Raw genomic sequence first — 21,312 nt, forward strand, 5'->3', positions numbered from 1 at the left:
TAGTCTTAGCGGTGAAAAGTACCGGTATGACGAGACAAGATATCCACGATGGTGGCATGAACCTGCGGGGTACCTGCCACCATGCCGCGCGACTGCGCAGTCCACGGATTTCCTTCCGGATCGGTGACAACGCCACCAGCGGCCTGAATCTGCAGTGCTCCCGCGGCGTTATCCCATGGGTGCGGAGAGAAGTTAATCGCCCCATCAAACACACCCTGCGCGACGAAGGCATTATCAAGCCCCACAGAACCGGTCATTCGCGGGCGCAGTCCGGTCTCGCGCAGCTCGTGGAAAATGTCAGTGGGCAGGTGCGAAGAGCACCCCACGTGACCGCGCGCCTCATCAAAACCCATCGCATCGTCCCCTCCGCCGAAGCCAGTGGTCGGCCCACCTACCGAGCGCAGTGGGGCGCCATCGCAGGTGACCAAACGACGCCCCAAGAGCGGGAAGTCAGATACCGCGGCAACAGGCGCACCCTCATGAATGAGCGCCACCAGGATGCCGGCCATGGGGTTTCCGGCAGAGTAGTTTGCGGTGCCATCGATCGGATCTACCACCCACACGGTATCGAGCACGCTGCCGCCTGATTCTTCTCCATAGACCGGGATGCCGGTCATCTGGGTCAAGATATCGCGCAACTGTTGCTCGATGACGAGATCTACCTCGGTGGCAAAATCTCCCTGCCCCTTAAAACGGGCGGGCGCAGCTCCGAGGCCGGAGCGAAAAATGGGTTCTATCTGGTCTACGGCCGCCTCCGCGAAGGCCACCAACTCGCGGGGTTCCATCATGACTTAGTTGTCCTCAGGGTCGAAAGGGTCAATGGTTTCTTCCGCCGGCAGCGGCTCTACCTCGGCCACCGCAGCGAGTGCTTCGTCGAGGGTGAATTTCCCCTCATACAGGGCCTTGCCAACAATGGCGGAATCGATGCCCTCATTTACATAAAGCGCAAGCTCGCGCAGGTCTTCCACGCTAGAAATGCCACCGGAGGCGGTGATCTTTGCCTCCGTTGCCATCGCTACCTCGCGCAGGAGCTCAATATTAGGTCCGGTGAGCGTGCCGTCTTTAGATACGTCTGTCACCACAAAGCGCTGGCATCCGGCGGCATCGAGGCGCTCGAGTACCTCCCACAGATCGCCGCCATCGGAGACCCAGCCATTGCCGGCGGTACGCCATTCGCCGCCATCTTCGCGCACGGCAAGGTCCACGGCGATCTTATCTCCGTAGCGCGCGAGGATGTCCTCAATCCATTCCGGCTGCTCTAGAGCAGCCGTGCCGATGCTAATGCGCTGCGCACCGGTAGCCAGTGCGCGCTCCACCGCGGCATCGTCCCGAATGCCTCCGCTAAGCTCCACATTTACCCCCAGCTCGCGGGTAATCATCGCCATTTCCTCGTGGTTGGAGCCTCGGCCGAAAGCCGCATCCAAATCCACAAAATGCAGCCAGTGCGCACCCTGGGACTGCCACTTTTGTGCGGCATCGCGCGGGGAACCATACGAGGTTTCGGTGCCTGCTTCGCCTTTATCCAAGCGCACGGCTCGGCCTTGAGATACATCGACTGCTGGCAAGAGCGTAAAAGTCATATTCTTCATCCTACCTAGAGCGTACGCATCCAGTTTTCCAAAAGCTGTGCACCGGCGTCCCCGGATTTTTCAGGGTGGAATTGGGTCGCCCACAGGGCGCCGTTTTCTACGGCCGCGACGAACCTATCGCCCGCGTGCTCGGCCCAGCTCACCTGCGGCGGACGGGTAATTTCCGTTTCCAATTCCCACCGGCGAACGCCGTAGGAATGCACGAAATAAAACCGCTCGTCTTCGGCCACTCCGGCAAACATATCGCTGCCGACGGGTACCTCTACGGTATTCCATCCCATATGCGGCAGCACCGCAGATTGCAGCTTTTCCACGGTGCCGGGCCACTCGCCGCAGCCGGTGGAGTTGATGTTGTGTTCCACTCCGGCGTCGAAAAGGACCTGCATGCCTACGCAAATGCCCAACACCGGCCGCTCTCCTGCCAAGCGCTGGCCGATGACCCGAGGGCCCTGCACCGCCCGTAGCCCGCGCATGCAGGCAGCAAAGGCACCCACGCCAGGGACAAGCAGACCGTCCGCTTCCACCGCTTCTTTAGGGTCCGCGGTAACGGTGACGTCCGCGCCCACTCGCTCCAGCGCGCGCTGGGCCGAGCGCACATTGCCCGCGCCATAATCCAATAATGCGACCGTCTTTGCCATGGGCTATACCTTACGCATGCGACGCAGTCGCGTCCGGATATCGTTGGTTTCGCTCACGCGGGTGCGCCCAAGGATAAAATCTGCCAGCGTCATCACAACGCCGGCGACGAGGATGACCACGCCGGCGCCAAAAGCCCCTGCATAGCCGTAGCCGGCGACCAAGGCGCCCAAGAGGGTCGAGCCCAAGCCAGTGCCGCCATCATAGAAAATATTCCAGATGGCCGAAGCTTCCGAGACGCGCTCGCGTGGCAGACGGTCAAACATCGACAACAGGGCTTCATTTTGGGCAATACCAAAGGCGCCACCGAAGAGAAAGGCACCCAGCACGAGCCACCACACGGAACCGTCGAGGTACAGCGGGACGGCGATGGTGAGCACGCCCACGATGGCCATGATCTGACTGGGGATATACAGACGGCCTGGGGTGCCTACGCGGTCTGCCACCATGCCGGCAAAGTAGCGGAAAATCATGGCGGCGCCGCCCACGATGGACAGCATGAAGCCGGCCAAGCTAGCGCCGCGCTCGGCATCAAGTTCTTGCACCGCCGGCGGCAGGAAGGACGACACGGCACCGTAACTCATAGAGAAGGTAGTCAGCGCCAGCGCAGGAACGAGCACCAGCTTCCACGTAGGAACGCGGATCAGGTTCGGCTCCTCTTCAGTATCGGAGGCGAGGGTGACCTTAATCTTGGGAATGCGCAGGCACAGACCAAAGCCCACAAAGCCAATGATGCCGGCGGTGATATAGGTCGAGGCATATCCCAGCTTTTCCGCCATGATCAATCCCAGCGGCAAAAAGACCATCTGCCCCAGGCCGGTAAAGACACCAATCATGCCGGTAGCCTTGCCCAGCAAGCGTACGGGCGCCAGTTCCGCAATGAGCGCGGACTCAGAAACAGTCAGCGCGCCAAAGCCCACGCCGCGCATGGCAGAAAAGAGCAGGACTACCCAGGCATCAGTTCCCAGTAGGTGGCCAAAGGCAGGTACGCCCAAGGTAAAAGCGGACAGTGCCATCACACGGCGGTAGCCCCACCGGCGCAGGAGCCACGGGGAGATGATCTGGGTCAACACGGTAAAGGCCATGAAGATGCCTGTGGATGAGCCCGCCAAGGTAGCTGAGCCACCAGAGTCAATCACCGCTAGCGGCACCACTGGAAGGAGAATGGACCACGCACCGAAGGCTGCGGCAATGGCCAACATGGTCGCGGTATAGCCCGGAACCTTCCAGATATTAGTTTCTTGGGTTGTGCTCATTTACCAAACGCTCCTACCATCCACGAGATTGCTGCTACCACGGTGATTGCGGCCAAAAGAGAGGCTACTACTGTCATTGCCTTCGACCCCTGTTGGTAGGCAGACCATGCGCCTCCCACCAGCATGCCAGCTACGAGGAAGAGGACCAAGATCATAAAGTGCATGCGTTCTAGAGTGCTCCCTTCGTCGATGGAATTCCAGTCTGGCGGGGGTCGAATTCCACCGCACCGCGCAGCGCACGCGCGACGGCCTTAAACTCCGCCTCCGTAATGTGGTGCGGATCGCGCCCATAGCGCACGTTGAGGTGGAGCGTTACCGCAGCGTGGGTGGCGAGCGTTTCAAAGAAGTGGCGGTTTATCACGGTGGCGTAATGCCCACCGATGGTCTGCCACTGCAGGTGCTCTGGTTCGCTGTTCATGACGAAATAGGCGCGACCAGAAAAATCCACTACCGCTTCCACCAAGGTTTCATCCATGGGCAAAAGCTGGGAGCCAAAGCGGCGAATGCCGGCCTTATCCCCCACCGCCTCACGCAGCGCGGTGCCGAGCACGATGGCGGTATCTTCCACAGTGTGGTGGGCGTCTACCTCCACATCGCCCTCCGCCTGCACGGTGAGATCGAAGCTGCCATGAGTAGCAAAGGCCGTGAGCATGTGGTCAAAGAAAGGCAGTCCGGTGGAAATATCGCTGCGCCCCGTGCCATCGAGGTCAATGACCACAGAAATCTGCGATTCCGACGTCGCCCGCTGGGCGCGCCCTACACGGTTGCTCATCCTTCGCTCCTTTCACCTGCGGCCGGGGAATCAGCCACTACTGTATCCGCAAGGTCCTCGGCTACGGCCAAAAAGGCCGAATTTTCTTCTGGCAGCCCCACGGTCATGCGCAGGTGGCCCGCGATGCCAACATCGCGGATGAGTACTTCCTTATCCAAGAACTGCTGCCACACGCGGTGTTGGTCAGTAAAGCGGCCGAAGAAGAGAAAATTGGATTCGCTCGGCAGGACGGTATAGCCCAGTTCGCGCAAGCGAGCGGCCACCCGCTCGCGTTCGACGGCGATCTTTTCCACGGTGGCGAGCGTATCCGCGCTATGGCGCAGCGCCACCGTCGCCGCAGCTTGGGAAAGCACGGACAGGTGATACGGCAAGCGCACCAGCATTACGGCCTCCACAAAGGCCGGGTCCGCCACGAAATACCCGAGGCGGCCGCCGGCAAAATCGAAGGCCTTAGACATGGTGCGCGAGACCACCAGCTTCGTGGGGTATTTATCCAGCAGCGTCACCGCAGAAGGCGAGGAAGAAAACTCGCCATAAGCTTCATCGACGATGAGGATGCCTGGGGCGGCGTCGGCAAGCGCGGCAATATCGTCCACGCTGGTCACCCCGCCGGTGGGGTTATTCGGCGTAGTCACAAAGATGATATCCGGCTGGTGCTGCGCCACGGCTGCGAGCGCCCGGTCCATATCAATGCGGAAATTCTCATCGCGCGGGCATTCCACAAACTGCGTATGGGTGCCGTCCGCGAGGATAGGGTGCATGGAATAAGACGGGGTGAAACCAAGGACGCTGCGGCCCGGACCGCCGAATGCCTGCAACAGCTGCTGCAGAATCTCATTCGAGCCATTGGCCGCCCATACCTGTTCAGAGCCCACGCGCACCCCGGTTTGTCCAGAAACGTAGTCCGCCAGGGCCTGGCGCAGCTCCACCGCATCGCGCTCCGGATAGCGATTGAGTGTGGTGGCAAGGCGCCGGGTCTCCGCCACCAGGTCATCCACTAGTGCCTGCGAGGGAGGATAGGGATTTTCGTTGGTATTGAGCTGGTAGGCCACGTGGAGTTGCGGCGCCCCATAGGCAGACTTGCCGCGCAGCTCCTCGCGCAGGGGAAGATCATTAAGGTGCGTCATTTACTTCTCCTCGAATCGGGCGCGGATAGCCTCGCTGTGGGCGGGCAGCCCTTCGGCCTCCGCAAAGGCGATGACGTGCGGGGCAATCTCTTCCAACGCAGCTCGGTCATACTCAATAAGGTTGACCGGCCGCAGAAAGGTATGGGTAGAGAGGCCGGCAGAAAAGCGCGCCGTACCGGAGGTGGGCAATACGTGATTGGAGCCGGCCGCGTAATCTCCGAGCGGCACTGGAGCAAAGTCCCCTACAAAGATGGCACCGGCGTGCTTAATCCGCTCGGCCACCGCGCCGGGCTCTGCGGTGTGGATTTCCAGGTGCTCAGCGGCATAGGCATTGGCCACCGCCACCGCTGCGTCCAGGGAATCGATCAACACAATTCCGGATTGCTCGCCGCCTAGAGCTTCGGCCGCCCGCTGCGCATGAGCGGTGGCGCCGTAGCGCGCCTCTACCTCTGTTTTCACACGCTGAGCCAGGCTTGGCGATGCCGTAATGAGCACACTCGCGGCCATCGGATCATGCTCGGCCTGGGAGATGAGGTCATAGGCCACATACACCGGATTCGCGGTGTCATCAGCGATAATGGCGATTTCGGTCGGCCCGGCCTCGGCATCAGTGCCCACCACGCCGCGCACCAACCTCTTGGCTGCGGTGACGAAGATATTTCCAGGACCGGTAATCATGTCCACCGGGGCTAGTTCGGCGTCATCATCGCCGTAGGCCATCAGCGCGATGGCTTGGCCGCCTCCTACCGCCCAGACCTCGTCCACGCCCAGCATCTGGCACACGGCCAGCACCGTGGGGTGCGGCAGACCGCCGAATTCCTTTTGTGGCGGCGAGGCTACCACTAAGCTTTCCGAGCCGGCCGCCTGTGCTGGCACGGCGTTCATAATCACCGAGGACGGATAGACCGCCTTGCCTCCCGGCACATATAGCCCAACGCGCTCGATGGGGCGAAAGACCTCGGTCACCGTGGCACCTGGTGCCAGCTCGGTGGTGTGCGCGGCCGGCTTTTGCTCGGCGTGAACCTTGCGAACCCTCTCGATGGAGGCCTCAATCGCTTGGCGCACCTGCGGGTCTAGACCGGAAGCGGCCTTCTCCAACTCCGCTTGGGGCACCCGCAGATGGGCTGGACGCACGCCATCGAATTGCTCGCCATAGTCCAAGGCCGCCGCCGCGCCTTCGTGACGTACTCGATGAACCAGCGGCGCCACCTTGTCCACCACGGCGGCGACGTCGGTGCCACCGCGCGGCAAAACTCGCCGCAGCTGGGCGGGGCGCAGCTCTTGGCCACGCAAATCGATGGTGCGGAGCATTCCCGGATCCCCTTTTTGCCAATCGGATTTCTGTTATTAAACCAATATCCTAATGGCCAAACGCCAGCGAGGGGGCCGGTTTGGGCTATAGACTCGATGTCAACACAGCTTTAAGGTGGTGGCAGCGATGAGCGAGATTGAACCCTCTCTTCTGCTCGCGCATGCCTGCACCATCGCCCGCGATAATGATGTTTCCTGCTGGACCCTGCCCACTGGCGAGCTACTCGTGCCGCATGCGGCCGGTGGCTCCACTTTCATTTTTGTAGACCAGCTGGAAGAACCGGTGCTCCACCTGCACACCAGCCCCCGCGGCGGCGTCGATCTCAGCGAGATCTCTGAGCTCGCGCACTTGGCCAACGAGTGGAATCACGATTGCCTCTCCCCGGCCGTCGTGGTTGATTATGACCAGCCCGACTGCGTGAGCGTGTCTGGCCATAGTTATCTGCCGGCCGACACCTCCCCCAGCCGCGAACAGCTCGCGGCATTCCTCCTACCGGCGCTGCGCAACGCGGAGGTCCTCATGGATCTGCTCGCTCAGTCGCACCCCGGCCTCGTGCGCGAAGCCTCACCGGAGCTTGCCCCGCTTGCCGACGCCCCCTTAGAACCCTTCACCCTCGATAGCGTGGCCGAGATCCTGCCGCTTATCGGCATCCAACGCTTCCAAAGCGACGGCGCCACCGCCATCTACGCCTGGGTCAATGACGTCCTTTTCGCCTTCGCACTGGACAACGGGCCCAGCCTCATTCTCAAAGGGCATTGGGACCCCAGCCTGGACGAGGCGGAATTTACCCGGCTATTCCTCATTTGCAATGACTGGAATCGCGCCCACCACGGCGCCGTGGCATTTTGCCACCACACCTCCGAGGGCCTGCAGGTGCGGATGGATGCCGCCACCATTACCGCCGCGGGACTTACCCGGCCGCAACTATTTAGCGCCATCGGCCGCGGGCTCAAGCACATCCTGCACGGCATCGATGACATCGCGCACGAAGTAACCGGCGCCTCCCCCGTCGAATGGCCTTAGACGCGCGGATCACCAATCCTCATCGGCGCTCACAAAGGCCGTGGACCAATAGGCAAACATCGCCATAAAGGGCGCTACCGCCCACGAGATGGCCGGGGAGAAATTTGGGGCGAACTCTACGACTTCCCCTGGGTTTTCTGGCGGATGCGTAGCAGTGACCCCGCCAAAGACATAAAACGACGCCGCCCCAGCCAGGGCACACACCCCGACCCACAGGAGCATCGACAAGCCCCGCCCTTGCCGGCGGAGATACGCGCCCAACCCCAAGAACAAACCAAGCAGGCCGGTAATGAGGGCAAAAGTGATAAAGGCGACGAACTGGGCGTTTCCCATCGCATCGATGGCATAGCCGCCGTCATCCACCTCATGGCCGGTAAGTGTCGGCCGGAAAAGCCCCCACAGCGCACCGGCCACGCCATACGCCAGGAGCGCACACGCGAGTAACCCCGCACCAAAACCTAGGGTGCGGGGTAACCGGAGTTTTAACAATGACAACTTAGTTACAGAAGGTCCAGTTGCCGTTCTCGCGGCGGAAACGAACCGTAGACGTCTCGGTGCCCTCAGAATTGGACACGCTGACGGTTGCAGAAGCATCGTCGCCATTGACCACAACGTCGTTGACGGACTGCAGCTTGGTCGACTGCGGGATGGACTCCAGCTGGCCAGCGAACTTCTCTACCTCGGGGTTGCCACCGCCCTGCTGGCGCATGGTGTTGGCGTACTCAGCAAAGGACTGGTTCGGCAGGCTATCGACGTACTGCTGGTACTGGCCGAACTCCTGGGACTGCTCATCGCGGACTGCCTGGCAGGCGTGCTGCGGCATGTAGTTGAAGTATTCCTTCACATTATCGATCTCGTGCTGGCCGCGAACCAGCTGCTCGATGGCCTGCTTATCGCCATCATTAGCGGCCTGGCCGCCTTCGATCGGCTTGATATCCTTCGCTCCAGCGAAAGGATCCTCCCCATTGTTCAGCGGGTTGGCCAGCTGATCCGGACCCTCGGCAGCGCCGTCCTCGCCTTCTTTGCCTTCTGCACCCGCAGCGGCGTCCTTCTTTTCGCCGTCCTTATTCTGATCCTTTTCTTTGTCTTTGTCCTTGTCCTTGTCCTCGGACTTATCGGCATCTTTGCCCTCGGACTTATCTGCAGACTTATCCTCAGAAGACTTGGATGCCGTGGTGGCGGCAGCCTTCTTGGAATCGTCATTGTCATCCGAACCACACGCAGCCAAAGCCAGCGGGGTGACCAGCGCAACTGCGATGAGGGACTTCTTTGCAGGGGTCAAAAAGGACAAGGGAAAGCTCCTGAATCAATCTTGCGAATGTGAAGCCACCCCAAGGGCGGCCTCTTATTTGTCTTCGCAATACTAACAACCCGACGATGGAAATGACATTGAGACTCCGTTAAAAGAACCTGTGAACTACCGTCCCGCCCGGCCAAGTCCGTACAATTGCCAAGGTGCACATAAACCGCGAGAGTATTATCGACGCCGCTCTTTCCCTGCTTGATACCTACGGGCTTGGCGACGTCACCATGCGCCGCGTTGCTTCCTCCCTCGGCGTCGCCCCCGGCGCGCTCTACTGGCACATTGCCAATAAGCAGGCGCTCATTGCAGCCTTAGCGCAGGACATCATCTCCCCCGTTTCTGGGGAGTCGCTCGAGGATATCAGCCTCAATCTTCGTGATTTATTGCTCGCCCGCCGTGACGGCGCCGAGGTAGTCATTGCCGGCCTCTCCCTCCCGCAGGCCCCCGCCTGGGACCGCCTCTTGGCGGCCTTCACCGCTGCTGCCACGCGCAGCACCCTTGCTGCCGACAGCGCCCACCGCGCCGCCGCGCTCTCCGCCATTCACCTCGTGCTCGGCGCCACCTTGATGGAACAGTCCCAACGCCAGCTTGCAGAAACCACCGGCGAGACTCCCGCCGCAGATTATCGCGCAGACCTCATACGCGGCGTACGCATTATTAACGCTGGACTTACGCACGGCGCCGGTGACTAAAAAGTGGTTATGCTCGTGGGCATGAACACTCCCGCCATGGACGCAGTCCCCACGCCCACCGAGAGCTACGGTCGCCAAATCTGGCCCGGCAAACCCACCCCACTGGGATCCACCTTCGATGGATCCGGCACCAACTTTGCCCTGTTTTCCGAGGTAGCAGACAAAGTCGAGCTCTGCCTCATCGACAAAGAAGGCAACGAAGAACGCATCGAAATGTCGGAGGTCACCGCCCATGTGTGGCATATTTACCTCCCCAATGTCACCCCTGGCCAGCGCTATGGCTACCGCGTCTATGGCCCCTATGAACCAGAAAACGGCCTGCGCTGCGACCCTTCCAAGCTCCTTGTAGACCCCTATGCCAGGGCGTTCGACGGCGAGTTCGACGGCGATGCCTCCCTTTACTCCTATGACATTCATGCCGAGGAACCCGGCACCGGCCGCAACGAAGAAGACTCGCTGGGCCACACCATGCTGTCGGTGGTCATTAACCCCTTCTTTGATTGGCGCAGCGACCACCGCCCCCATATTCCCGATAACGAAAAGGTCATCTACGAAACCCACGTCAAGGGTATGACCATGACCCATCCGGACGTGCCGGAAGAGCTCCGCGGCACGTATGCCGGCATGGCCCACCCTGCCGTCATTGACTACTTCAAAGAGCTTGGCGTTACCACCGTCGAGCTCATGCCCGTCCACCAATTCCTGCAGGACGATCGCCTGCGCAACCTGGGCCTGCGCAACTACTGGGGCTATAACACCTTCGGCTTTTTCGCCCCTCACCATGACTATGCCTTTGCCAAGAAGCCGGGCGAGGTGGTCTCCGAGTTCAAGTCCATGGTTCGCGCCTTCCACGAGGCCGGCATCGAGGTCATCCTCGACGTGGTTTATAACCACACCGCCGAGGGCAATCACATGGGCCCGACCATTGCTTTCCGCGGCATCGACAATGGCGCCTACTATCGCCTCGTCGAGGGCGATGAGGCCCACTACATGGACTACACCGGCACCGGCAATTCCCTCAATGTCCGCCACCCGCACTCGCTGCAGCTCATTATGGATTCGCTGCGCTACTGGGTTACGGAGATGCGTGTCGACGGCTTCCGCTTCGACCTGGCGGCGACCTTGGCGCGGGAGCTTGACGACGTCGACAAGCTCGCTACCTTCTTCGACCTAGTCCAGCAAGACCCCATTGTCAGCCAGGTTAAGCTCATCGCCGAGCCGTGGGACATCGGCCACGATGGCTACCAAGTGGGCAACTTCCCGCCGATTTGGAGCGAATGGAACGGCAAGTACCGCGATACCGTGCGCGACTTCTGGCGCGGCGAGCCCGCTACCCTAGGTGAATTCGCCTCCCGCCTGACCGGCTCTTCGGACCTCTATGCCGATAATGACCGCCGCCCCACCGCCTCCATCAACTTCATCACCGCTCACGATGGGTTTACCTTGCGCGATCTTGTGTCCTATAACAACAAGCACAACGAGGCCAATGGCGAGGACAACCGCGACGGCGAATCTTTCAACCGCTCCTGGAACTGTGGCGAGGAAGGCCCCACCGATAACGACGATATCCGCAAGCTGCGCCGCCGCCAGGCCCGCAACTTCCTGACCACTCTCCTGCTCTCCCAGGGCACTCCCATGCTCTCGCATGGCGATGAATTCGGCCGCACGCAGGATGGAAATAATAACGTCTACTGCCAGGACAACGAGCTGTCGTGGATGGACTGGTCCATGCTGGAGGAAGAAAAATCTGCCGCGATGCTGGGCTTTACCAAGCGCGTGCTGTCCATTCGCAACCATCACCCCGTCTTCCGCCGCAAGCGTTTCCTCGCCGGCGGCCCACTCGGCGCGGACGTCAAGGAACGCGATATCGCCTGGCTGGTTCCTTCGGGCCGCCTGATGACCCAAGACGACTGGGACCACGACTTCGGCCGCGCCCTCATGGTCTACCTCAATGGCAATGCGATTACGGAAACGACCGCCCGCGGCGAGCGCATCACCGATGATTCCTTCATCATGATTTTCAACTCCCACGACGGCGAAATCGAGTTCACCCTGCCCACCAAGGATCTCGGCGCTACGTGGCGGCTGATGGTCGATACCGCCGATTCCGGCGGCTACCCCGCGGAGGAAACCCTCATTGAGGCAGAGGGTACGATCACGGTGCAGCCGCGTTCAACGCTGATTCTGCGTCAGGTTGAACCGCCCGTTTTCGATTCCTAGAGAAAGGCCCCTCGTGTCATTTCCCGCGCACGGCGCACTCATCGATGTCACAGCGGATAAACTCGTGCTCCACCGCACCCTGCTGGCTACCAGCCTCGGTGCCCCCGCCACTGAAGATATCCCGCTTGAGTCCATCGACACCGTGCACGTGAGTGAACCGACCCCCACCGGCTTCGGCGCCCTGGACTTGGGCGCCGCCGGCACTATCGCCTTCGCCCCGCACCAAGACCCGCAGGCCGTCGCCCGCGCCATTTCCGCCGCACAGCGCGGCGAAGCACCCTCTTCCGCCGCCACCATCCCCGGCCTTGATTTCACTGCTGTGGACGTGGAAACGGCCAACGACAACTGGGGTTCTATCTGCCAAATAGGCGCGGTGCGCTTCCGCGATGGCCAGGAGACCGCCTCCCGGTCCTGGCTGTGCACCCCTCCACCAGGCCTCGAGCACTTCGCGGATATCAACGTCTCCATCCACGGCATTACCGCGGACGATGTGGAAGGGGCGCCGGCATTTGCCGACGTCGCCAAGGAGCTCTTCGATTTCCTCGGCGGCGACGTGCTTGTCGCGCACAACGCCCAGTTTGATTCCACCGCACTGCGCTCCGGCCTGCTTACTGCTGGCGCCGAGGTGCCCACCGTGCCGCTGGCCTGCTCCCTCGCGCTGTCCCGCGATGCCTCCAAGGCCAAGGTCATTTCGGTACGCAACCATAAACTGCCCACCGTCGCCGCCCACCTGTCTGCGCCGGACTTCAGCCACCACGACGCCACCGAGGATGCCCGTGCGGCCGGCGAAATCATCGCCCGCTTGGCCGAGCGCTTCGGGCACACCGGCAGCATCCGCGACCTATTCACCGCACGCGAATTCACCTTGGGCCGCCTCGATTCCGAGGACATCCTGCCTATCCTACGTGCCCACACCGCCCCCACCTCCGCCGCGGATCTCGGCGCTGGGACCGACTTCCGCGACCAGACCCGAGCGGCCGGCTCCGCACAGAAGAAGTCCCGCGGGCCCGCCCCGTGGCAGTCCGTCGCCACCCCGGACACAATCCCAGAGCCAAACCCCGACGCCGACCCGGACGGCGCACTCTACGGCCAGCACGTCACCCTCACCGGCGATTTCGAGCCCTTTGATAAGGGCGTGCTGTGGCAGGGCATCGCCGAGCGTGGCGGCCAAGTGGCAAAGAACGTCACCAAAAAGTCCACCCTGCTTATCGTGGGCGAATGGGCAAAGAAGACCTCCAAGGAAAAGCGCGCGGAGGAGCTGCAGGCCAAGGGCCAAGAAATCGACATCTGGCCGGCCGATAAGCTCTTTGCTGAGCTGCAACTCGACGCCGAGCCGCCCTTCTAGGCCCACCCCGGGAACCAAACGGCGGTTTCTCCAGTCCAATAAAGGCGACCGCACCCTACCGCCACACTGGAGAAACCGCCGTGACCGTCGCCCTGCGCCCGCCTCGTCCCACCACCGCAAACCTGCTCTGCCTGCGCTCTTTGCCCGCTCGTGGCTGAAAGAACAGCGGCTTTCTGACGACGGCTTCTGCGACTCCCTCGCCACCATCCAGCTCTCCCCCAGCCTGTCCATGGCTCTGGTCTTTCCCGGCAAGCAGACCTTTCGCCGGCTCAGTCACCGCGGCCTCGCGGACATGGATATCTCCGCGCGCCGAGCATGGAACCACGCCTCCCATAACCTGCAGCGCGCCGCACTCGATTCGCAAGGGCTGCGCTTTTGGACCCGCCCCGCCGCCTGCGAGCTTCCTTCCGCCGCCCGTTTCGGTGGCTTGCAGGTCCGCTCCCACGGCGCACCGATTTCCTCCTGGATTGCCCACCCAGAGACCTTTACCGTGCTGGACAAGCACATGCGCCGCCTCCTGCGATCGCACTCCCTGACCTACCTGGTGCCGGACTCCGCCACGCTCTTTGCCTTTGCCCACCTGCCGGACACCTATGCCCGCCAACTGGCCGCCGATGCCGTCGCGCGCGTGCCCCGCCATCGCACCGTGCTCCACCCACGCCCGCTAGTATGGTCTAACGGATTCCCGCGGGAGTTATGAAAGGAGCACCATGCCGGAAAGTAGGATGTCGCGGCTGAGCAACCAGTACCACGACTGGGCGCGCAGCCACCCCACCGCCGCGGTGGACTTCCGCACCGCCATCGAGGACCTCCTCAATGACGCCGGCATCATCTTCGACCGCGTCTCTACCCGCGTCAAAACCTGGCCCTCACTGAAGGCGAAGGCCAAAAAGCGCCGCGAGAACGGCGATTTTGTCTATCCCCAGCCCTGGCAAGAGATCCACGATGTGATGGGCGTGCGTGTGACGTTGTATCACTCCACCGCTATTCCAGAAGCGCTAGGCGTTTTTGGTGAATCCTTTAAGGTTGAACGCTCCGTTGACAAAGCGGCCGAGACTCGCATTTCCGGCGGCTTTGGCTACGGCTCCCACCACCTGGTGCTGACTGTGACCGAAGATAGCGCGGCTGCAATGGAAGAGCTCGCCGCCTACGTGGGCTGGACCTTTGAGGTGCAGATTCGCACCGTCCTGCAGCACGCGTGGGCGGAGTTTGAGCACGATATCCGCTATAAGCAGGGGCCGAACCCACCCTCGCCGGAGGTAGATCGTCTCTTTACCTTGGCCGCGGGGCTTATCGAGCTTGCAGACCAGCAATTCGATGAGATCGCCGCCCTCAAGGCCCCCGATACAGAAACCGACAAGGACGTCGAGCTTACCGCCGAGACCCTGCCGGGCGTGCTCGCCATCATCTTGGGTAATCGCTTCCCGCTCTCGCGCTCGGAGCACTACCGCTTCTTGGCGGAGCTCTTGGAGCAAAACGACGTGCGCCACTTGGGTCAGCTTGAGCAGCTGCTGGATGATACCGCCATTGCTCACGTCCACGACGCCATGCGCTACCGCTTCCGCCCCGGCCAGGTGCGGCTTATCGACGACCTCCTGCTCAACAAATTTGGCAAGCAACACATCGAGGCCACCGCCGAATCCGGCGACCGCCCGGGCCGCAAGCGGCGGCTTACTGCGCGCCTGAAAGCGCTACGCGCCGCCCACTAGTCGCGCAGTATGTTTCGGTAACTTACCGGAAACCGCCGCGGAATTTCTCCATGTCGCGGCGTTCCTTCTTCGTCGGCCGGCCAGCACCGCGCGGGCGCACGGGAACCGACGGCATAAACTCCTTGGGCGGCGGCGGTGGCGCATGGTCCGTATAGCAGGTGCGCGCGACGGGCGCGCCGACGCGCTTGGCGACGGTCGCTAAAACCTCGAGGTCATGCTCGTGGTGGTTGCGCCATACGCGCACGCGGTCGCCCGGCACCACCTGTTGGGAAGGCTTGACGGCCTCGCCATTGATCTTTACGTGCCCGGCGCGCACGGCGGTCGCGGCCGCAGACCGGGTTTTAAACATGCGAACGGCCCACACCCAGGCATCGATCCTGACGGGGCGGCCGCTAGGTTGCGGTGCCGGCATCTAGTACTGGTTGTGGTTCTCGTTGACGATTTTCTGGATCTTCAGCCAGTTATAGCCGCCACCTGCGACGGCGACGATGGCCCCCAGTAGCATCCAGGCCCAGAAGTTAACCGAAAGCACGCCGAGCACTACGCCCACACCGAGGCCGCCGGCCACGCATACGACGGCGTTGCGGGAGTGCTTGCGCACCTGCTGCTTGCGCTGCGCAATGGGGTTATTCGGTCGTTGCTGCATACTCATGGTCAGGATCCTACCTCAACCCACGCGCTGCCGGCCTCTGCCGCCTCGAGCTGGCCCTGCGAGATCGCTGCCAGCGTTGCTTCCAGCTCGTCCAGCCCGCCTGGGTGCACGGCCACGGTAAAGGTGACCGCGGCCGCATAGGCGGTATCGGTTATCTCATAGCCGCGCCCGCGCAGGTCCGCTTCCACGCGCCCGGCCGTCGCATGCGGGCACTCCACCGCATAAAGCTCCCGGCGCGCCCTGGTTACCGCGCGCACCTTCTCCATGGCCTCGCTCACCGCGCCGCCATAGGCATGCACCAACCCGCCGGCCCCCAACTTGATGCCGCCGAAGTAGCGCACGACTACCGCGCACACATCGAGCATGCCGGAGCCCTTCACCACGTCCAACATCGGCTTTCCAGCCGTGCCGGAGGGCTCGCCGTCATCGGAGGAGCGCTCCACCGGGTTCGCGCCATCGACGTGGTAGACGTAAGCGGAGCAGTGGTGGCGGGCGTCGGGAAAGCGGCTGCGGGCGGCGTCGATAAACGCGCGGGCCTCTTCCTCATTGGTGACGCGGCCGATCAAGGTAATAAACCGGGACCGCTTAATTTCAATTTCGTGTTCAACCTGGCCTACTGGGCGACGATAAGAATCCTGCATTAGGCCACGAGGAATTCATACTCGGGGGTGCCGGGCTTGAGGTACTGCACCGAAATCTTGGATTCTCCCATGCGCTCTAGCAGGCCCTCGAGATCTTCGGCACGGCTAAGCTGCAGGCCCACCAGCGCGGCACCCGTCTCGCGGTTATTGCGTTTGAGGTACTCAAAAAGCGTGATGTCATCGGTCGGGCCCAGAATCTCGTGCAAGAAATGGCGCAACTGGCCCGGCTCCTGCGGGAAATTCACCAAGAAATAATGCTTCAGGCCGCGGTGGACCAGGGAGCGTTCCATGATTTCGGCGTAGCGCAGCACATCGTTATTGCCGCCGGAAATTACGCACACCACCGTTGAGCCTGGTTCCAGGTCCAATTGGTGCAAGCCCGCCACCGACAGCGCACCGGCCGGCTCCGCAATGATGCCCTCATTTTGATACAGGTTAAGCAGATCCGTGCACACCGCGCCCTCGGACACGGTGTCGAAGCTCAGGCGCTCGCGATTGGCTGCCAAAATCTCATAGGGCAGCGCGCCAAGGCGCTTGACGGCCGCGCCATCCACGAAGGGGTCGACCTCCTCCAGCGTGACCGGTCCGCCGTGGTCAAACGCCGCTCTGAGCGACGCCGCCCCCTCCGGCTCCATGCCCACCACCCGGGTCTGCGGCGCCATATCCGCCACGTAGGAGGTGATGCCAGAAATCAGGCCGCCGCCGCCCACAGGAACGACGATGGTATCGAGCGACTTGCCCTTGGCCGAAAGCTGCGCCAGAACCTCCGCCGCGACCGTGCCTTGTCCGGTGATGGTATCGCGGGCGTCGAAGGGCTCGATGAAGGTGGCGTCGCGCTCGGCGGCGTCGGCATGCGCGGCCGCGGCTGCCTCGTCGAAGTTGGCGCCGACCACCACCAGCTCCACCTGGTCGCCGCCATGGGCCAGGATGCGGTCGCGCTTTTGCATCGGCGTGGGCTCCGGCACGAAAATCTTGCCGGCAATGCCCATCGTGCGGCAGGCATAGGCCACGCCCTGCGCGTGATTGCCGGCCGAGGCCGTAACAATTCCCCGGCCGCGCTCTTCCTGGGGAACATTCGACATACCGTTTAACGCGCCGCGAATCTTATAGGAGCGCACGTCCTGCAGATCCTCGCGCTTGAGATAGACCTCGCAGCCTGTCTCGGCCGACAGCCGGGCGCAGTACTGCAGCGGAGTCGGGGCGATTTCCGAGCTAATCCGCGCCTGCGCCTGCTGGATATCGGATGCATGGATGGTCGAATCAGTCATGTCTTGACAGTCTACCCATTCACTGGAAATTCACTGTCCTTTAGTTGCACCGTTACCTCCATCAGCAATAGTGGACATAACCACAAGAAAGGAATACTTATGCTTAAGCGCATCTCTCTCTGCGTTACCTCCTCGCTCGTCCTCGCCTGTGCCCCGGCCGCCCACGCCCATATCGTGGATACCGTGCTGGAACACTCCGCCCCCAACGCGGCACTGCAGCTGACCCCCATCGGTTCCCATGAATCCGGCGTGCTGGGCAAATCCGCCGCCGAAATCGTCGCCTACCACGCTGCGTCCCAGCGCATCCTCACCGTCAATGCGCGCTCCGGCGAGGTCGATATCCTGGACGCCTCCGATCCCACTAAGCCGCGCAAGATCGGCGCCGTCTCCGCCGGCGGGGACAAGGAAATCAACTCCGTAGCCGTGCGACCCGATGGCCTGGCCGTCGCCGCGGTACAGCAGGCGGACAAAACCGACAACGGCGAGGCGCTGTTCTTCAACGCCGAAACCGGCGAGGAGCTTGGGCGCGTAGGCGTAGGCGCCCTGCCCGATAACGTGCACCTCACCGCCGACGGCCGCCACGCGCTGGTTGCCAACGAGGGCGAGCCTTCCGACGCCCTCAACGCCGAGGGCACCGCCTACCTCAAGGACCCAGAGGGCTCCATTTCTGTCATCAGCCTGCCCGAGGACGTCGCAGCGCCCGCGCTTGGCGACGTCCGCACGGCCGACTTCACCGCCTTTGACACCGCCGACCTCGACCCCTCGATCCGTGTCTTCGGCCCCTCCGAGCACCATAACCTGCCTTCGCGGGACTTCGAACCGGAATACATTTCTTCCGCGGGCGGCAAGGCCTACGCCACGCTGCAGGAAAACAACGCCATCGCGGTCATCGATATCGAGTCCGCCACCGTGGAAAAGGTAATCCCCGCCCATATCGCGGACCACTCCCAGGTGCCGCTGGATCCGTCCAATAAGGATGACGCCGCGGAGCTGCGCACCATTCCGGTCAAGGGCCTGTCCATGCCGGACTCCATCGGCGCCTTCGAGTCGGAGGGCCAGACTTATTTCGCCACCGCCAACGAGGGCGATGCCCGCGAGTGGGGAGGCTATACCGACGAAGTAGAGCTCAAGGACCTAGTAAAGGCCGGCAAGGTCTGCGACGATCTCGAGCTTCCCGAGGGCATTGAGGATAAGAAGTTTGCCGGCAACCTCAAACTCACCAACGCTTCTGGCTGGAACGAAGAAAAAGAGTGCTTCGACGACCTGTATTCCTATGGCTCACGCTCCTTTAGCATCTACGACGCCGAGGGCAACGTCGTCTTCGACTCCGGTGCGGACTTCGAGAACATCACTAAGGATATGCCCGGCCTGAACTTCAACGCTGATAACGAGGATCCGGATTTCGATGACCGCTCCGATAACAAGGGACCAGAGCCGGAAGCCTTGACCATCGGCAAGGTTGGCGATCGCACCTATGCCTTCATCGGCGCAGAGCGCGTGGGCGGCATCTTTGTCTATGACGTAACCACTCCCGCCGAGGCAAAATTTGTCACCTACGTCAACAATCGCGATTTCTCCGTTGGCTACGACGAGGACGATGTTGCTGCAACCACCAAGGCCGGCGACCTCGGACCAGAGGGTCTAGCCTTCGTTCCCGCCGCTGACTCCCCTGCCGAGGACGCCCTTCTCATCGCCGGCAACGAGGTATCCGGCACCACCACCGTGTTCTCCGTCAAGGACCTGCTTGCCGACGCCTCCGACAACCCCGACTCCCCTACCGCATCCGGCAGCTCCGACGGTTCCAGCAACAGCAGCAGCGGCAGCAGCGTCGCTGCCGGCGTGGGCATCGTGGCTGGTTTGGTAGGTCTTGGCGCCCTGATTGGCGGGGCGCTGGGCTTCCTGCCGAAGACCGTCGACGAGTTCTATGCGCTGTTGCCGGCGCAGGTGCGCAAGCTATTGCCATAGACCTTCCGGGATTTACCTGCTAAATTGTTTGAGGCTAATACCTCTCACTCTAAAGGAGAACCATGCGCAACCGTCTCAGCACTTCGCTCGTCGCCGCCACCGCCGTGGCAGCGGGCCTCGTTGCACCAGCAACCGCTTCTGCCGCAGAAGATAAGCCGAAGGAGATTTCGGCCGAATGCCAGGCCGAGGTCGACAACGCCAAGGAAGAGCACCTCAAGAAGATTGAGAGCGGCGAGCTCGGATCTTCCGCCCGCACCCCGCAGGAGCTCATGCAGGGCCTGGCCAACGGCTACGGCTCTTCCGGAATGCCAAAGGAGCCGGACTGCGTAGCCGAGGAAGCAGAGGCGCAACAGATCGAGGCACTCAAGCGCCTGCCTATCTGGGGTTCCTCTTCCCCAGAGAAGTTCCTCGAGGTCATGAGCTGGGTTACCGTGGCTGCCAGCCTCGTTGCCGCGCTGCTGCAGGCCTTCACCATGGTTGCCAAGGTGAACCCGGCCGTGCTGGAGCCGATGAAGAATGCCCTCAAGCAGCTGGGCGTGCGCTTCTAAGCACTGAATAATTTAGCCGCTCCGGAGCTCCGGAGCGGCTTTGTGTGTTTTAGAAGAGTTCGCGGGTAGCAATCTCCGCGCCCTCGACCAAGGACTGCAACTTCGCCCAGGCAATCTGGGGGTGCAGGCGGCCGCCCAAGCCGCAATCGGTCGACGCGATGACGTTTTCGGGGCCGACTACCTCAGCGAATTGGATGATGCGATCGGCCACGAGGCGCGGATGCTCTACCGCGTTGGTGGAGTGAGATACCACGCCCGGGTAAATCACAGTGCCTTCGGGCAGCGCGTGGTCCTGCCACACGCGCCACTCATGCGCGTGGCGCGGCGAAGCGGCCTCGAAGGAGAATCCGCCGACCTCGGCACGCAGAATTTCCTCGATGATATCCGCAAAGGGCACGTCGGTAACGTGCGGGCCGTGCCAGGAGCCCCAGCAGATGTGCAGGCGCGTTTGTTCCTTGGGCAGGCCGGCGATGGAATCATTGAGGACGTCGATGCGCTCGCGAATAAAACCGCGGAAGTCCTTCACGGACGGCTCGGGATTGATTTGGTCCCAAGCCTCAGCCAAGTCGGGCGCGTCGAATTGCACAGTAAGCCCAGCGTCGGTGATGGCCTGGTATTCGGTACGCATGGCGCGGCCGACGTCGGCAAGCAGCTCATGCTCATCGTCGTAGTAGCGGTTGGTCAGGCGCGCTGCCGAGCCGGGCGAAAGGGCGGCGATGAAGCCGGGGGTGCCGGCCGGGAGGGCGTCGGCAAGCAAGCGCACATCGGCGGCGACCTCATCCTGGCCGATGTAGGTTACCGGTCCGGTAAACTCTGGGTTCGCCACCTTGGCGCGGCCGGTGAAGATGCCAGAATCCGGGTCATTATAGGCCTCCGAGAACAGCGCGCGGTCGCGGCGATCAATAAACGACGTCAGCCGCGGCTCACCCGGCTTAGAGCGCACCACCTCGGCCGATTCCCAGCGGTCAGTATCCGTCATTGTCAGCCCACCCAGGCGGCTAAACGAATAATTCCACCACGCGCCATAATCCACCGCGCCAGAGGTGATATGGCCGTACTCGCCCTCGTTAATGATATCGAGGCCGAGATCGAGCTGCCGCTTGACGACGTCCGCCACCGCAGCCTCCAAAATCCCCTGAAACTCCGCGGCCGGCAGCTCCCCGCGCTGCAGGTTGGCTTCCAGCAGCTCCGGGGTGCGCGGCAGTGAGCCGACATGGGTGGTGCGAATCTTGTTCACCATCAGGTTTCCTCCAT

The 21,312-nt window shown here is 62.2% G+C and carries 23 protein-coding genes; 8 read left to right on the plus strand and 15 right to left on the minus strand.

Annotated features, from left to right (window positions below):
* Window positions 1-5: 5 nt before the first annotated feature.
* Genes RAE09_RS01970 through hisD form a run of 8 tightly spaced genes read right to left on the minus strand, consistent with a single transcriptional unit; the run spans window position 6 to window position 6,691 of the window.
* Complete coding sequence (locus tag RAE09_RS01970; protein WP_316980805.1) at window positions 6-788, minus strand: inositol monophosphatase family protein; 783 nt, start codon at window positions 786-788, stop codon at window positions 6-8.
* 3 nt (window positions 789-791) lie between these two features.
* Window positions 792-1,580: a bifunctional 1-(5-phosphoribosyl)-5-((5-phosphoribosylamino)methylideneamino)imidazole-4-carboxamide isomerase/phosphoribosylanthranilate isomerase PriA gene (priA, locus tag RAE09_RS01975; RefSeq protein ID WP_316980806.1), complete on the minus strand. Its 789-nt coding sequence runs from the start codon at window positions 1,578-1,580 to the stop codon at window positions 792-794.
* A 14-nt stretch (window positions 1,581-1,594) separates the two neighbouring features.
* Window positions 1,595-2,227 (minus strand): imidazole glycerol phosphate synthase subunit HisH, encoded by a 633-nt coding sequence (hisH, locus tag RAE09_RS01980; protein ID WP_179386691.1) that lies wholly within the window; start codon window positions 2,225-2,227, stop codon window positions 1,595-1,597.
* A 3-nt stretch (window positions 2,228-2,230) separates the two neighbouring features.
* On the minus strand, window positions 2,231-3,481 hold the full coding sequence (locus RAE09_RS01985) for an MFS transporter (protein ID WP_302258066.1): 1,251 nt from the start codon (window positions 3,479-3,481) through the stop codon (window positions 2,231-2,233).
* Window positions 3,478-3,645, minus strand: coding sequence for a hypothetical protein (locus tag RAE09_RS01990; RefSeq protein ID WP_005324605.1), 168 nt, complete (start codon window positions 3,643-3,645; stop codon window positions 3,478-3,480). Before RAE09_RS01990 ends, RAE09_RS01985 begins: the two co-directional genes overlap by 4 nt.
* Before the next feature lie 5 nt (window positions 3,646-3,650).
* Window positions 3,651-4,253: an imidazoleglycerol-phosphate dehydratase HisB gene (hisB, locus tag RAE09_RS01995; RefSeq protein ID WP_302258068.1), complete on the minus strand. Its 603-nt coding sequence runs from the start codon at window positions 4,251-4,253 to the stop codon at window positions 3,651-3,653.
* The gene (locus RAE09_RS02000; RefSeq protein WP_302258070.1) at window positions 4,250-5,380 is read right to left on the minus strand and encodes a histidinol-phosphate transaminase; all 1,131 of its coding nucleotides are present in this window, start codon (window positions 5,378-5,380) and stop codon (window positions 4,250-4,252) included. The genes hisB and RAE09_RS02000 overlap by 4 nt, the downstream gene beginning before the upstream one ends.
* The gene (hisD, locus tag RAE09_RS02005; RefSeq protein WP_302258072.1) at window positions 5,381-6,691 is read right to left on the minus strand and encodes a histidinol dehydrogenase; all 1,311 of its coding nucleotides are present in this window, start codon (window positions 6,689-6,691) and stop codon (window positions 5,381-5,383) included.
* 127 nt (window positions 6,692-6,818) lie between these two features.
* Here hisD and RAE09_RS02010 point away from each other — a divergent pair, with 127 nt between their 5' ends.
* Window positions 6,819-7,715: a YbjN domain-containing protein gene (locus tag RAE09_RS02010; RefSeq protein ID WP_179386696.1), complete on the plus strand. Its 897-nt coding sequence runs from the start codon at window positions 6,819-6,821 to the stop codon at window positions 7,713-7,715.
* Window positions 7,716-7,724: 9 nt separating this feature from the next.
* On the opposite strand, the gene RAE09_RS02015 is transcribed toward RAE09_RS02010, so the two are convergent.
* Both RAE09_RS02015 and RAE09_RS02020 read right to left on the minus strand, forming a co-directional pair.
* The gene (locus RAE09_RS02015; RefSeq protein WP_250409997.1) at window positions 7,725-8,129 is read right to left on the minus strand and encodes a hypothetical protein; all 405 of its coding nucleotides are present in this window, start codon (window positions 8,127-8,129) and stop codon (window positions 7,725-7,727) included.
* 82 nt (window positions 8,130-8,211) lie between these two features.
* A complete protein-coding gene (locus RAE09_RS02020; protein ID WP_250409996.1) occupies window positions 8,212-9,006 on the minus strand; it encodes a hypothetical protein in 795 nt (264 codons plus the stop codon).
* Between the two features lie 164 nt (window positions 9,007-9,170).
* On the opposite strand from RAE09_RS02020, the gene RAE09_RS02025 reads away from it, so the two are divergent.
* The 5 genes from RAE09_RS02025 to RAE09_RS02045 all read left to right on the plus strand — a co-directional run bounded on the left by RAE09_RS02025 (window position 9,171) and on the right by RAE09_RS02045 (window position 14,984).
* Window positions 9,171-9,710, plus strand: a complete 540-nt coding sequence (locus RAE09_RS02025) for a TetR family transcriptional regulator (protein ID WP_250409995.1) — start codon at window positions 9,171-9,173, stop codon at window positions 9,708-9,710.
* A 21-nt stretch (window positions 9,711-9,731) separates the two neighbouring features.
* The gene (gene glgX, locus RAE09_RS02030) at window positions 9,732-11,930 is read left to right on the plus strand and encodes a glycogen debranching protein GlgX (protein WP_302258099.1); all 2,199 of its coding nucleotides are present in this window, start codon (window positions 9,732-9,734) and stop codon (window positions 11,928-11,930) included.
* A 13-nt stretch (window positions 11,931-11,943) separates the two neighbouring features.
* The gene (locus RAE09_RS02035; protein ID WP_250409993.1) at window positions 11,944-13,275 is read left to right on the plus strand and encodes an exonuclease domain-containing protein; all 1,332 of its coding nucleotides are present in this window, start codon (window positions 11,944-11,946) and stop codon (window positions 13,273-13,275) included.
* 229 nt (window positions 13,276-13,504) lie between these two features.
* On the plus strand, window positions 13,505-13,975 hold the full coding sequence (locus RAE09_RS02040; RefSeq protein ID WP_316980807.1) for a hypothetical protein: 471 nt from the start codon (window positions 13,505-13,507) through the stop codon (window positions 13,973-13,975).
* A gap of 10 nt (window positions 13,976-13,985) precedes the next feature.
* Window positions 13,986-14,984, plus strand: coding sequence for a GTP pyrophosphokinase (locus RAE09_RS02045; RefSeq protein ID WP_316980808.1), 999 nt, complete (start codon window positions 13,986-13,988; stop codon window positions 14,982-14,984).
* A gap of 22 nt (window positions 14,985-15,006) precedes the next feature.
* On the opposite strand, the gene RAE09_RS02050 is transcribed toward RAE09_RS02045, so the two are convergent.
* Genes RAE09_RS02050 through ilvA form a run of 4 tightly spaced genes read right to left on the minus strand, consistent with a single transcriptional unit; the run spans window position 15,007 to window position 17,545 of the window.
* Window positions 15,007-15,396, minus strand: a complete 390-nt coding sequence (locus RAE09_RS02050; protein ID WP_023021235.1) for an RNA-binding S4 domain-containing protein — start codon at window positions 15,394-15,396, stop codon at window positions 15,007-15,009.
* A complete protein-coding gene (locus RAE09_RS02055) occupies window positions 15,397-15,636 on the minus strand; it encodes a hypothetical protein (RefSeq protein ID WP_250409991.1) in 240 nt (79 codons plus the stop codon). It abuts the gene before it with no gap.
* Between the two features lie 2 nt (window positions 15,637-15,638).
* Window positions 15,639-16,277, minus strand: a complete 639-nt coding sequence (locus tag RAE09_RS02060; RefSeq protein WP_250409990.1) for a YigZ family protein — start codon at window positions 16,275-16,277, stop codon at window positions 15,639-15,641.
* Complete coding sequence (gene ilvA / locus RAE09_RS02065; RefSeq protein ID WP_250409989.1) at window positions 16,277-17,545, minus strand: threonine ammonia-lyase IlvA; 1,269 nt, start codon at window positions 17,543-17,545, stop codon at window positions 16,277-16,279. The genes RAE09_RS02060 and ilvA overlap by 1 nt, the downstream gene beginning before the upstream one ends.
* A gap of 99 nt (window positions 17,546-17,644) precedes the next feature.
* On the opposite strand from ilvA, the gene RAE09_RS02070 reads away from it, so the two are divergent.
* Window positions 17,645-19,510, plus strand: a complete 1,866-nt coding sequence (locus RAE09_RS02070) for a choice-of-anchor I family protein (RefSeq protein WP_316980809.1) — start codon at window positions 17,645-17,647, stop codon at window positions 19,508-19,510.
* Between the two features lie 62 nt (window positions 19,511-19,572).
* On the plus strand, window positions 19,573-20,058 hold the full coding sequence (locus RAE09_RS02075) for a hypothetical protein (protein WP_005324567.1): 486 nt from the start codon (window positions 19,573-19,575) through the stop codon (window positions 20,056-20,058).
* A 49-nt stretch (window positions 20,059-20,107) separates the two neighbouring features.
* Here RAE09_RS02075 and RAE09_RS02080 read toward each other — a convergent pair whose 3' ends face one another.
* Window positions 20,108-21,298, minus strand: a complete 1,191-nt coding sequence (locus RAE09_RS02080; protein ID WP_316980810.1) for a cobalamin-independent methionine synthase II family protein — start codon at window positions 21,296-21,298, stop codon at window positions 20,108-20,110.
* Between the last annotated feature and the right edge of the window lie 14 nt (window positions 21,299-21,312).

Source organism: Corynebacterium tuberculostearicum, assembly GCF_032821615.1.
GTDB lineage: Bacteria > Actinomycetota > Actinomycetes > Mycobacteriales > Mycobacteriaceae > Corynebacterium > Corynebacterium tuberculostearicum_H.

Coding starts and splice junctions, on each gene's coding strand:
- RAE09_RS01985 (WP_302258066.1), bottom strand. CDS start 3,481: ATGAGCACAACCCAAGAAACTAATATCTGGAAGGTTCCGGGCTATACC.
- RAE09_RS02070 (WP_316980809.1), top strand. CDS start 17,645: ATGCTTAAGCGCATCTCTCTCTGCGTTACCTCCTCGCTCGTCCTCGCC.
- RAE09_RS01990 (WP_005324605.1), bottom strand. CDS start 3,645: ATGCACTTTATGATCTTGGTCCTCTTCCTCGTAGCTGGCATGCTGGTG.
- RAE09_RS02045 (WP_316980808.1), top strand. CDS start 13,986: ATGCCGGAAAGTAGGATGTCGCGGCTGAGCAACCAGTACCACGACTGG.
- RAE09_RS02060 (WP_250409990.1), bottom strand. CDS start 16,277: ATGCAGGATTCTTATCGTCGCCCAGTAGGCCAGGTTGAACACGAAATT.
- priA (WP_316980806.1), bottom strand. CDS start 1,580: ATGACTTTTACGCTCTTGCCAGCAGTCGATGTATCTCAAGGCCGAGCC.
- hisD (WP_302258072.1), bottom strand. CDS start 6,691: ATGCTCCGCACCATCGATTTGCGTGGCCAAGAGCTGCGCCCCGCCCAG.
- glgX (WP_302258099.1), top strand. CDS start 9,732: ATGAACACTCCCGCCATGGACGCAGTCCCCACGCCCACCGAGAGCTAC.
- RAE09_RS02000 (WP_302258070.1), bottom strand. CDS start 5,380: ATGACGCACCTTAATGATCTTCCCCTGCGCGAGGAGCTGCGCGGCAAG.
- hisB (WP_302258068.1), bottom strand. CDS start 4,253: ATGAGCAACCGTGTAGGGCGCGCCCAGCGGGCGACGTCGGAATCGCAG.
- hisH (WP_179386691.1), bottom strand. CDS start 2,227: ATGGCAAAGACGGTCGCATTATTGGATTATGGCGCGGGCAATGTGCGC.
- RAE09_RS02040 (WP_316980807.1), top strand. CDS start 13,505: ATGGCTCTGGTCTTTCCCGGCAAGCAGACCTTTCGCCGGCTCAGTCAC.
- RAE09_RS02010 (WP_179386696.1), top strand. CDS start 6,819: ATGAGCGAGATTGAACCCTCTCTTCTGCTCGCGCATGCCTGCACCATC.
- RAE09_RS02050 (WP_023021235.1), bottom strand. CDS start 15,396: ATGCCGGCACCGCAACCTAGCGGCCGCCCCGTCAGGATCGATGCCTGG.
- RAE09_RS02075 (WP_005324567.1), top strand. CDS start 19,573: ATGCGCAACCGTCTCAGCACTTCGCTCGTCGCCGCCACCGCCGTGGCA.
- RAE09_RS02080 (WP_316980810.1), bottom strand. CDS start 21,298: ATGGTGAACAAGATTCGCACCACCCATGTCGGCTCACTGCCGCGCACC.
- RAE09_RS01970 (WP_316980805.1), bottom strand. CDS start 788: ATGATGGAACCCCGCGAGTTGGTGGCCTTCGCGGAGGCGGCCGTAGAC.
- ilvA (WP_250409989.1), bottom strand. CDS start 17,545: ATGACTGATTCGACCATCCATGCATCCGATATCCAGCAGGCGCAGGCG.
- RAE09_RS02055 (WP_250409991.1), bottom strand. CDS start 15,636: ATGAGTATGCAGCAACGACCGAATAACCCCATTGCGCAGCGCAAGCAG.